The sequence below is a fragment of the Anabaena subtropica FACHB-260 genome (assembly GCF_014697105.1).
Taxonomy (GTDB): Bacteria; Cyanobacteriota; Cyanobacteriia; order Cyanobacteriales; family Nostocaceae; genus Trichormus; species Trichormus subtropicus.
This window is the reverse complement of sequence record NZ_JACJRF010000023.1, coordinates 1-11,709: the sequence shown is the minus strand read 5'-3', so window position 1 is coordinate 11,709 and position 11,709 is coordinate 1. Positions and strand designations below refer to the sequence as shown.

The 11,709-nt window shown below is 40.8% G+C and carries 11 protein-coding genes; 4 read left to right on the top strand and 7 right to left on the bottom strand.

The features are described from left to right. Positions 1-5 precede the first annotated feature (5 nt). Positions 6-2,003 (bottom strand): excinuclease ABC subunit UvrB, encoded by a 1,998-nt coding sequence (gene uvrB, locus H6G18_RS14245; protein WP_190407760.1) that lies wholly within the window; start codon positions 2,001-2,003, stop codon positions 6-8. A gap of 371 nt (positions 2,004-2,374) precedes the next feature. Here uvrB and H6G18_RS14240 point away from each other — a divergent pair, with 371 nt between their 5' ends. The 4 genes from H6G18_RS14240 to H6G18_RS14225 all read left to right on the top strand — a co-directional run bounded on the left by H6G18_RS14240 (position 2,375) and on the right by H6G18_RS14225 (position 4,585). Beyond that, a complete protein-coding gene (locus tag H6G18_RS14240; protein ID WP_190407759.1) occupies positions 2,375-2,863 on the top strand; it encodes a hypothetical protein in 489 nt (162 codons plus the stop codon). Positions 2,864-3,157: 294 nt separating this feature from the next. Continuing rightward, positions 3,158-3,340, top strand: a complete 183-nt coding sequence (locus H6G18_RS14235; RefSeq protein WP_190407758.1) for a CsbD family protein — start codon at positions 3,158-3,160, stop codon at positions 3,338-3,340. A gap of 248 nt (positions 3,341-3,588) precedes the next feature. Continuing rightward, positions 3,589-4,029, top strand: coding sequence for a hypothetical protein (locus H6G18_RS14230; RefSeq protein ID WP_190407757.1), 441 nt, complete (start codon positions 3,589-3,591; stop codon positions 4,027-4,029). A gap of 34 nt (positions 4,030-4,063) precedes the next feature. Then, positions 4,064-4,585: a hypothetical protein gene (locus tag H6G18_RS14225; protein ID WP_190407756.1), complete on the top strand. Its 522-nt coding sequence runs from the start codon at positions 4,064-4,066 to the stop codon at positions 4,583-4,585. Positions 4,586-4,834: 249 nt separating this feature from the next. Here the strand turns inward: H6G18_RS14225 and coaE are convergent, their stop codons facing one another. The 6 genes from coaE to ftsY all read right to left on the bottom strand — a co-directional run bounded on the left by coaE (position 4,835) and on the right by ftsY (position 11,490). Beyond that, positions 4,835-5,428 (bottom strand): dephospho-CoA kinase, encoded by a 594-nt coding sequence (coaE, locus tag H6G18_RS14220; protein ID WP_190407755.1) that lies wholly within the window; start codon positions 5,426-5,428, stop codon positions 4,835-4,837. A 44-nt stretch (positions 5,429-5,472) separates the two neighbouring features. After that, positions 5,473-5,871: a hypothetical protein gene (locus H6G18_RS14215; protein WP_190407754.1), complete on the bottom strand. Its 399-nt coding sequence runs from the start codon at positions 5,869-5,871 to the stop codon at positions 5,473-5,475. Positions 5,872-5,986: 115 nt separating this feature from the next. Then, the gene (locus H6G18_RS14210; protein ID WP_190407753.1) at positions 5,987-6,802 is read right to left on the bottom strand and encodes a DUF3598 family protein; all 816 of its coding nucleotides are present in this window, start codon (positions 6,800-6,802) and stop codon (positions 5,987-5,989) included. A 182-nt stretch (positions 6,803-6,984) separates the two neighbouring features. Further along, positions 6,985-7,887, bottom strand: a complete 903-nt coding sequence (locus tag H6G18_RS14205; RefSeq protein WP_190407752.1) for a cell division protein FtsX — start codon at positions 7,885-7,887, stop codon at positions 6,985-6,987. A gap of 40 nt (positions 7,888-7,927) precedes the next feature. Next, positions 7,928-9,319, bottom strand: coding sequence for a PP2C family protein-serine/threonine phosphatase (locus H6G18_RS14200; RefSeq protein WP_190407751.1), 1,392 nt, complete (start codon positions 9,317-9,319; stop codon positions 7,928-7,930). A 563-nt stretch (positions 9,320-9,882) separates the two neighbouring features. Then, positions 9,883-11,490: a signal recognition particle-docking protein FtsY gene (ftsY, locus tag H6G18_RS14195; protein ID WP_190407750.1), complete on the bottom strand. Its 1,608-nt coding sequence runs from the start codon at positions 11,488-11,490 to the stop codon at positions 9,883-9,885. Between the last annotated feature and the right edge of the window lie 219 nt (positions 11,491-11,709).

Genomic DNA, 11,709 nt, shown 5'->3' with positions numbered 1-11,709 from the left:
ACAAATTATCTTCCTACTAATTTATCTCGCAATTGCTTGATGCGATCGCGCAATTTTGCTGCTTCTTCAAATTCCAGTTTTTTCGATGCTTCTTTCATCTGTGCTTCTAATTTGTCAATCAAATTAGGAATCTCTTCTAAAGGCAATTCATCGATATGTTCTTCGACAATTTTTAAGTCTGTTGCATTCAACCGTCGAGACACTTCTAAGAAAGACAAAATCGCATTACCCGATTTTTTAATAATTGGTTGCGGTGTAATTCCATGCAGCTTATTATATGCCATTTGAATATTGCGCCGTCTGTCTGTTTCTTCAATGGCTTTAATCATGCTGTCTGTCAAATTATCAGCATACAGAATTGCTTGTCCTCTAATGTGTCTTGCTGCTCTACCAATAGTTTGAATCAAAGAACGTTCAGCGCGTAAGAAACCTTCTTTATCGGCATCCATAATTACCACTAGGGAAACTTCTGGTAAATCTAATCCTTCCCGCAGTAGGTTCACTCCCACCAATACATCAAAGCTACCTTGGCGCAAATCTTGTAATATTTCAATCCGTTGAATGGAATTAATTTCTGAGTGTAAATAACGCACTTTCACACTGTGTTCTTGCAGATATTCAGTCAAATCTTCCGCCATACGCTTGGTTAAAGTGGTAATCAATACCCTTTCATGGAGGTCGATTCTATCTTTAATTTCTCCTAATAAATCATCAATTTGTCCATCTGTAGGACGCACGGAAATTTCTGGATCAATTACGCCTGTGGGGCGAATTACTTGCTCAACTATCCGGTTTTCGGAAATTTCTAATTCCCAATTTCCAGGGGTAGCAGAAACAAAAATACACTGGTTGACTTTTTGCCAAAATTCTTCTGCTTTTAAAGGACGATTATCAGCAGCACTAGGAAGCCTAAATCCATGTTCAATTAAAACTTTCTTCCTAGCTTGGTCACCGTTATACATCCCCCGAATTTGCGGAACTGTAACGTGAGATTCATCAATTACTAACAGCCAATCTTTAGGGAAATAATCAATTAAACTTTCTGGTGGTTCCCCTGCTTGTCTTCCTGCTAAATGGCGAGAATAGTTTTCTACGCCGTTGCAATAACCCACTTCCCGCAACATTTCTAAGTCGTAACGTGTGCGTTGGTCGATGCGTTGCGCTTCTAATAATTTACCAGTTTCTTCTAGTTCAACTTTGCGCTGTTTTAATTCGGCGGCGATATCTTCACAAGCGATTTCTAAACGTTCTTCTGGAGTGACAAAGTGACGTGCAGGATAAATATTTACTGCTTCTAAACTGTTGATAATTTCCCCTGTTACTGGGTCAATGTAGCGAATTGCGTCAATCTCATCGCCAAAAAATTCTACCCGAATTATTCTATCTTCGTAAGCCGGGCCGATTTCTAACACATCACCCCGGACACGGAAACGTCCTCGTCCCATTTCCACATCGTTACGACTGTACTGTACAGAGGCTAAATCCCGCAAAATCTCACGCTGATTTACTTCCATCCCAATTTGCAGAGGGATAGCCGCTTTGAGATATTCGGCGGGGATTCCCAAACCGTAGATACAGCTAATAGAAGCGACAACAATCACATCACGACGCTCAAATAGCGATCGCGTGGCTGAATGTCGTAACATATCAATCTCATCGTTAATCGCCGCCGTTTTTTCAATATACGTGTCGGTAACGGGAATATAGGCTTCTGGCTGATAGTAATCGTAATAACTGACGAAATACTCAACGGCGTTCTTAGGAAAGAACTCTCGCAATTCATTACAAAGTTGCGCCGCCAAGGTTTTGTTATGCGCCAATACTAAAGTCGGTCTGCCAATTTTTTCAATCACTGCGGCTATGGAAAATGTCTTACCTGTTCCCGTAGCGCCTAGTAAGGTTTGGTAACGGTTATTACCCTTAATACTATCAACTAACTGGGCGATCGCGTGCGGTTGATCACCTGTCGGACTAAAGGGAGCTTGCAGACAAAATTCCGTCATACATTTGTACTAAAGATACCCTATCTCATGGTAGCGATATTGCTCTGTATTTGCGGGAAAGAGGTTAAAAGTTAGAATCTGGTTTTTTTCATGAGCAAAGTAAGCACTGCTTTGAGTTAATTACTAAATTAGTACATAAGCAAAAATCAAAATATCTCATCTCTTTCCCCTAGTCTCTAGCTCCTAGCCCTCATTTCAACTCAGCAATCTTATTTTACAAATTTTCAGAATTTAAGTTTACTTATATGTCACTTTTGAAGATACTTATATATATGCAAGGTTCTTTAAGGGTAAACTCATACATATAGGAAATAATCTCATTTTTCCTTAAGTATTGTAAAGTTAAGTTAATAACCCAGAGGTGTTTAATTATGACCATCAGCAGTACTGGCAAAGCGGTCAGTCCTCGGCAAAAAAGCGCCAAGCTCAAAGGAGAAACAACAGTGGAAGTGGAAAATAATCAGGGTCAGAGCTTGAATAAAGAGCAAGTGGAGCCAAGTACTGAACTGTCAGCAGAAGTGGAAGCATCAGGTCAAACAGAGGTTCACGGAACACTCGCCGTTGCTGGGATGCGTCCCATTGCCAGTAGTGACTTGCAAGTAGCGGAAACAATCTCAGTTGCTGGATTACGTCCCATCGGCATCAGTCATTTACAAGTAATTGAAACAATGGATGTAATGGGAATTCGTCCCATTACTGCCCATACATTCCATATCGTTGATAGTATTAACCTTTCTGGAATTCGTCCAATTGGTGCTAGTACGCTGGTATTGGCTAGTAGCTACTCAGTGATGGGTAATCGTCCGGTAGCATCAAATACTATTGATGATTCTGATACTCTAATGGGTTTTATGGATTAGACCAGAAAATAATTTCATTAATTTATATAACTCGACTAACCCAGTTGCTTGATGTAACTGGGTTTTTAATTTATTGGTGAGACAACATATCCTAGATTTTGAAAAAATCGGGAATATGTTGCCTCAATGGAATAGATTTGTTGATTTTGTCTCTCTTTTTGCATAGGTAATGAATATATCTTGTGGCAGAAGGCTTTTATAAAAATTTTAAGTTACGTTGTAAATGTAATAACAAACAATTCAAAGTTAACTGAAAAGCTTTGAAACTAAATTCTATAAAATTAGGAGTGCAAAATGAGTACAGAAGATAGAGCAAAAGCCACTGGTAAAAATATTGAAGGTAAAGCTCAAGAAGCTTGGGGTAATATAACTGGTGATCCTCAAGATAAAGCCGAAGGCAAAGCTAAACAAGCCGAAAGCGAAGTTCGTCATGGCATTGAAGATGTCAAAGACAATGTAAAGAAAAATCTTGACTAAATCTGATTTAGCCATAATCTCAGGTGATCACAAATGGATGAAATACTCTTTTGATTACCTGTTAGTGAATGGTTTGATTTGGGAGATGGAGGCTTATTTGCAAGGTGTTTGTAGAGGTATGATCAATCATATCTCTACATTTATTAGGTTAATTTATTAAATTTCATTAGGTTGAAAAATTAAAAATATAACCTCAATATCCCAAATAAAAAAGCTGTTAATCAATAGATTTATATGGGAGGCAAAAGATGATTTTGGTTCAGCAGGGTCGGAAAATCTTGACTACTGTTGTCTTGGTTTTAGTGTTGATGCTTACTACCGCTTGTGGTGGTGGAAATGTGGCTCAACTTGATCGCCCAAGCACACCATCAGCAACTGGTAGTGATGTAGCTTATTCTCAATTAGAGAGAGGTAATTCCCCATCTGGACAAAGTTTTGGCGACTGGGTTGTACAAAACTCTCAAGGATTGGTTCAAGATGCTTATGTCCGCGATAACAACAAACTAGGAGTTGTGATTTCGCGTCAAGTGCGTCCTAATGAAGTGCGACCTTTAGCAAAATCTTTAGCACAAGGTTTCCGCAAAAACTTTCCTAATCAAGATTTAACTGTTCTCGTATACGGGCCTGACAAAAAGTTGATTTTGACGGCTAAGTACGATGTTCAGTCTAACCAAATTCAGTACACCTAATTTCTGAATTGGTATTAACAAGGAGAAGAGAAAAGTGACAAGTAGTGAAGAATACAGACGGCAAATAATGAAAGATTTGGCACAAGGAAATGTCGAATCTTTGGATACCCCAACAGGTGAGCCTGCGACTGAATACGAAACCTTTGACGATTTCGCGCAACGGACAACCCCAGATCAGCGTCGTCAATTGTTCGGTAGGTCTTTTCAACCAAACCAAATTCCTTCCAGTCAAATGGAACCAGAATTGCAAAAAGCGATCGCCCAAATCAAGCCCAACGAACGGGATGATGTCGCCCGCGCCTTTTTCAAACATTTGAAACAACGGGGATTGGATGATAAACATCTAGAACAACAACTAGGTCTTTCCACCCGTCATCCCAATCGCATGAATGCAGATGACGTAAGCAAACTTGCATCCTTCGCTTACCACAACCACCCCGATATTTTCCGCGAAGTTCTAGCAGAACAACCAGGAATTATCAAATTCCTCAGCAATCCTGTAGTTGCAGGGATTATCGGAATTGCAGCCGCTAAGTGGTTGGGTAGCCGTAAATAGGTTTTAAATCCAGAAACCATAACAAAAAGGCGGGTATTATCCGCCTTTTTGTCATTTAGCCAAAAAAGTTTGCCATTAAAGCAAAACCTATCAGGTAAGCAAACTGCTCTATAGATGAGGTTGAGATACTTAAAAATCTTTGTTGCTATAAAAAATTACACAGTAAGGCAACGCATAATAATATCATTATAGTAAAAATTTAACTTCATTCCTGGTTATGAGTATAGTTTTCGACTTTTCAAACATCCTCTAAGTGGGAACAAAATTAAGAGCAGTATCTACTTGTTTGATCAAGGCTTCTAAAGATGAGGAGTTGTCTAGAACTATATCTGCGATCGCTGCTTTTTCTGCAAGGGATAATTGGCTATTGATTCGGGCTTGTGCTTGTTCTGGAGTTAAATGATTGCGCTCAATTAACCTTTGCAATTGCTGTGATTCGGAACAGATTACTACCCAAATTTCTGTAACTAAATTAGTCATTTGGGCTTCAATTAGTAAGGGTATGACTAATACTAATGTGGTGGAGGTGGATTCAGCAATTGCTTTCAGGAAGCGATCGCGCACGTAAGGATGTATGATACTTTCTATCCAATGGCGTTCTGTTTGCTGCTGAAAGATAATTTCTCCCAGCTTTTGACGGTTGAGGCTACCATCTGGTAATAATATTTCGTTACCGTAACGACTGGCGATCGCATCCAAAATTGGCGAACCTGGAGATACTGCGTCTCTAGCATAAATATCTGCATCGAAAACAGGCAAACTATAAGCACTAGCTAAATAATTAGCGACAGTAGTTTTACCAGTCGCAATACCTCCAGTTAAGCCGATGATGCGTTTATTCATTTATCTTACTTAGGCGTAACGTAATTACAAATTACGAATTAATCTTACACATCACCACAATAATTTGTATCAATTAATCGGTTATTTCTGTAAACTAACACTTTGCCATAACCACTATCTTGCACAGCCGCATACAGATGATTTCCGTTTCTAAATCTGTAAACTGTATCTCCATTTTGATTACGTCCAACTGTACCATTATTTAATAACAGATCAGGACGTTTTAGTGTAGTAGGAATATTATATGCTGCATAACGTAGTTTTCCATTATTGAGGCGAGATACTTCAATAAACACATTCCTTGCGCTACAGCTAAATACAGCTTGAGAAGCAAAGGCAGCAGTTGGTAATCCTACTGTAGCTGTTAGTATAGAAACTGCTCCTGTAAGTGTAGCTAAAACTCCCAACAGAGATTTTGCGGGTTGGCGATTTAAGACTTTCATAGTTAATTCCTGTAAGTTTGTATAGCTTGGTCTACAAACTTATATTTCCCTTCAGTTTGTATAATCTTATCTACAAAATCAAATTTTCCTTTTTCGGATTTTAATACATTCACAACTAATAAGTTTTGACTCGCTGTTCCGTCACTAAAGTTAAACTTACCCATTCGCCTTTATCGCTGTAACTACGAATCATCCGTTGGCGTAAGTTTGGTTGAATTAACCAACCCACTTCTAAAATAAAACTCTGGCGTACCTCTACTTTGAGTGGAGAAGTTGCAGAAGTACCGTTGGGTAATAGTAATACTTGTACTTGTTTGGCTGGGTTTTGATCAAAGAGGATAATTGAATTTTGAATTTTAGCACTTGTGGTGATAGTGCGTCCGGCAAAATTCAAGGTTTGAATTAAGCGTCCATTGTCATCTAGCTGCAATTTCAGATTTGTAGAAATAGTATCAGGCGATCGCCAATCAGGATAGATGGTTGTGGCTTCACCTTGCCATTCACCCAGCAAATCATCTACTTGTAAGGGTGGATTCTCTTTTGTTTGTGTACCTGCTAAATGTTCACGAATTAAAGTAATCTGGTCTAACTGACCATTTTTGTTAAATAACTGCACTAGACGCAGGCGGCGATTTTCATGAATTAAACCCAGTTCTGCACCAAATTCCGAAAATGGGCCGAACTGAATTGAACCTTGAGAAAAAGCGCCATTGGCAAAAAACAGGACACTTTTCGCCAGGGAACTGTATTCTAGAACTTTTTCTGTGTCTGCTTGACGAATAATCTGGCGGATTGTCTGATTGTTATTCAATCCTTCCAAAGAAACAACGGTCGGAATATCATTTAAAAGTTGACCTTGGGGTGAAAATCGTGTGAATGAACCTTGCCATTCACCGAGATTAAGTAATAAACGTTCCCATTGAGATGACATAGTAATAATAGTGCCGAGTAGGATTTCAGTTTTGAGGGTTTGTAGTCAGCTCTTTAGTGACTTCCAGATAAAAAAATATCCAAAATGTAGGGTGCGTCAGTGCGAGAAAATTTAGCTGTACCAAGAAATTATTCATACTGACGCACCCTAATAACTGAAATTGAGAACTAAAGTCCTTACTACTAACTTTTTGCAAAGCGGCGGACTGCAAATAAGCTACCCATTAATCCTACGATTGCACCGAAGCTTAAAAGGATGAGAGGTAATAGTAAAATTTGGGTGTGAGTAAGTTGCAATCCATTGGTAATAAATTGAATAAATTCTGGTTGATTGCTGAGTAGCTTACCGATAAACTGTTGAATTACAGAAATAAAACTCCAAGCGATCGCACCACCAAATAAACCAAAAGCTATTCCTTGTAGAATAAATGGTAGATAAATCCAAGCGGAAGTTGCACCCACTAACTGCATAATTTCAATTTCCCGACGGCGCGCCATGACAATTAGACGAATGGTTGTTGTTGTCACAGCGATCGCCGTTAATGTCAAAATAATTGTAATTGTTAAAGTAATCCAATTTAGCCCTCGATGCAACTGGGCAATACGTTTGACGGCTTCATCGATATATTGCACCCTCTCGACCCCTTGTAACTTAGCCAATTGGGTTGCCAAAATCGGTACAGCCTGAGAGTTACGGGCTTTAACTTTAATCTCATCAACCAGAGGATTTTCCCCTAGCTGTTGTGTAGCACCTTCAATATCAGAAATTCCTAGTTCTTTAACTAACTTAGTCCAAGCTTGCTCTTTAGTAATTACTTCCATTCCTACCACATCTGGCATTTGCGCGACAAATGGTTCAAGAGTTTGGGCTGTCCTACCAGCATCGAGATACACTGATACTTCTAACTGGCTACCAAACTGATTCAGGAGCTTTTCCACTTGCCAAGAGGTTTGCAAACTCAAGCCAAACAAAAATAGTAACACTGTCACAGTACTGACAGCAGCCCAATTCATCCAACCACCACGCAGCAAACCCAGGAAGGTTTCTTTCAGCAGATAGTCAAGTTTCGTGAGAAATTTAAACACAACTCACCCTAATAGTCTGCTCCCTTTTATACTCGATCAATTATTCAATTTGTAAGACAACTAAAGTCATATCATCGTTATTTTGTCTGTCAGCACCGATAAATTGCTGGACTCTATCGAATAGGTAATCAACAATTTCCTCTGGCCCATTACAATACCTACAAGCAGTATTAAAAGCAGCAACAAAGTTTTCTTCATCGAAGCGATCGCCGCTAGCAGCCGCCGCATCGGTCAATCCATCTGTATAATAAATAACTGTATCACCAGGCTCTAACTGTGCATGAGCATCTTCATACTGGCTATTAGCATCCAAGCCAATTAACATTCCCAAGGTATCTAAGCGGCTGACAGTTTTTGTAGCTGCGTGCCACCACAAAGGGGGATTATGTGCAGCATTACTGTAAGACAAAATACGCTTGTGGGGATTATATTCTGAGTAAAACAGCGTGATGAAGCGGTGGGAATTTTCCAAATCCGCATACATGACTCGATTCAAGTTTTGCAAAATACCAGCCGGAGAGTTACCGTGTAAAACTTCTCCCCTCAGCATTCCCCGCATCATGGTCATAATTAACCCCGCAGGTACACCCTTACCCATAACATCACCAATCACCAAACCCCAACGACCGGAATCGTGACCAATTTTTGTAAGTGGGTGAATTTGGTTTTCATTGGTGGGAATAAAATCATAGTAATCTCCACCAACCCGATTGGCAGGTCTACAGCGTGCTGCTAGGCTAACACCGGGAATGTAAGGACACTGACGCGGTAGTAGTCGTCTTTGAATCTCCGCACCAATTTCTAGTTCTTGGTCTAGGCGTTCTTTTTTCCTTAGTTCTACTGCTAATTCATCGTTTTCAATGGCGACTGCGGTTTGGTCTGCTACTAACCGCACCAACTTTTGTCTAGTTTCTGTCCAACTATATTCAGGATCGCGGCTTAAAACATATAGCCAACCCCGTTCTGTATGCTTCACCAAAATTGCTGTGCCAAATATTTGCACATCCGGCCCCAGATAGCGGTGCATCTGGTCATCTAACATTCCTGTGGCGGCGGATAGAGGCGCAGTGTTAGGCAAAAGTGTGATTTGACTACTAGCTGTTTCCAGCGCTTTGCGGATGTTTTTACGCTGGCGACTGTCCTGCCAGTGTAGTTGTTCTAATCTGACTTGGCCATTGGGTTTGTAGAGGAAGAGGGCGCTACCATCAGCATCTGTCACTCTTGTTGCCATCAAGGGAATCAGTTCCAAAAACTGATTCAAATTATTGAAACTTCTGAGGGCAAATCCTAAAGAACTCAGCAAATCTTGGATTTTGTTCTGTTCCCGGTGCAGTCGTGACACAAGTTCTTTGAGTGCTACGACTGGTGTGACATCTGTCGTAGCACTATTATTGTTGTCCGTGGGTTGGGAGGGAAATGGAGGCACAGGCACAGGTTATTGCACTGGAAAAGGGTGAATTTTAGGTGAACAATGGATAAATTTTCTGTTTGGCGATCGCTAAACCATATTGGGTTAAACTTTAGCGCTTTTGCAAGAGTAAAAAGACGTAAGACTTAAATTGACGTAAGTATTGATTTGCCCAGAAATTTTCTATTTCCAGAGTGGAATATCAATTAATGTACTTCAATCTACTGATACTACATGAAATTTTATTGAACATTACTATGAACCGTTAAGTGAATGTAGCTTCAGGAAAGTTTCCTGTCACTACCGAAAAGCTCAATGCTGCACCTAATAACTTCGTATGGTCGCTACCAAGAAATCATTAGAGTGAAATTTTAGCAAATAACATCCGTAATGTTATAGAAAATTAATTAAATTGGCAAAAATCAACAATTACACACAGTGGAAACTGGAGAGTAAGCTTGCCCTGAGCGCAGTCGAAGGGGAGTAGGAAGTGGTTATAGGGGGCGGGTGCAGGGGAAAAAGGGAAAGATTTTTGTAAGTTTCGCCCCCTTATTCCCTGCGCCCTGACCTTATAAGCCTCATCTCCTCTAGCCACTCAAAAGGGCTTCCACAAATTCATAGCTGGAAAAGGGACGTAGGTCTTCAATACCTTCGCCTGCACCAATAAAGCGGATGGGTAAACCTAGCTGCTGCACTACAGCTAGAGCCACACCACCTTTGGCTGTACCATCTAGCTTGGTTAAGACTACGCCACTGAGTTGGGCTGCTTGGGAGAAGACTTCGGCTTGTCGCAATCCATTTTGCCCTAGAGTAGCATCTAACACCAAGAGAGACTCTATTTTGGCATCAGGGGCTTTTTTGTCGATAATTCTCCGGATTTTGCTGAGTTCATCCATTAAGTTTTTCTTATTTTGCAGTCGTCCAGCTGTGTCTACTAGTAGTAATTCGGTATTTCGTGACTGGGCTGCGGCGATCGCATCAAAGACTACGGCGGCTGGATCTGTATTCTTGCCAGGATTGGCGATTACTTCTACACCGCTTCTTGTACCCCAAACTTTCACCTGTTCCACCGCCGCCGCCCGGAAGGTATCGGCTGCACCAATCAAACATCGATAACCTGATTGTTGAGCTAAGTGGGAGATTTTACCGATGGTGGTAGTTTTACCAGCACCATTGACTCCGGTAATTAACCAAATATTTAAGCTGTCTTTGTCTGGAGCAAAACTGGCTTTGTGGGATGTCTTGAGGGGTGCATCTAGCATATCCCGCAAGATTTTCTTGAGGTAGGCGATCGCTTCTTCTGGTGGGGTGACTTCTTCCCGCAATTTTTTCTGGAGCGCACTAATAATGTAATCGGTGGCTTCTACACCCACGTCGGCTTGCAGAAGTAAAGCTTCAATTTCCGTTACAGCCTCTTGGTTGAGAGGCCCTTGTCCGACAATTGCCTTTAGTTGGTTCAGGATATTCCGGCGAGTTTTATCTAATCCTTGCCGTAGCTTTTTGAGCCAAGTAATTTCTTCAATAGATATATCTTCTGCCCGTCTACCTTGGGCGGCCAATACTTCTGCTGACCAAACAAATCCTTCATCAAAGGAAATTCCATCAATTTCTGAGGCTGTTTCTGATGTAGTAGCTGCTACTGGCTGTACTACTTCTGGTTCTGGTACTTCAATGGCACTGGCTATTAGCCGTTCTTGTTTGGCTTCTCGTTCTGCGGCTGCTCTTTCTAAGAAAGATAATGTAGTCGGTGATGTTGTTTCCGATTCTACTGGTTCTGGCTCGCTTTCTACATCTTGTTGTGTAGTAGCAATGATTTCCTGTACTTCTTCATTAGCTACTTCTATCTCTGGAGTTGGGATAGTTTCTAAAACTTCAGTTACAGTAGTTCCTACTACTGGTGATTGTATAGTTTCTGCCTCAGCAGTGACCTCTTCTTCTACTTCAGTTGTTTCTACTGGTAATTGGACATCTGCCAATTCAGTTGTAGCTTCTGCTTCTTGGGGTTTTTGTTTTTCCTGAATATTTTTGTAAGCAGCTTTCGCAAACGCCAACAAGTCGGCTGTCGAGTCTGAGACAGTGGGAGAAGGAGTTGACGTTGCGTCTGGCTCTGGTTGTGATTCTGTGACTGGGGGTGTTTCTTGTTGTTGTGTGTCGGAGGAATCGTTATTTTGACGACGGAACCAATTAAAGACCATTGCAGGTAGCGGTGATAGTTGTTATGAGAGTGATGAGTTATAAGTTATGAGTTTAATTTAACTCGTGACTCCTACTTAGGGTGAAAACCTCTCGGTTATCCTCACCTCTAGGGCTACGGTGTACACACAAGTTTGCCCAGAGCGAGTTTCCAGCCAAAAAAAGTGGATTCAAATTGCTCAAGACCGCGAACCAAAGTAGTAATACCAGGAGGTTTTTGA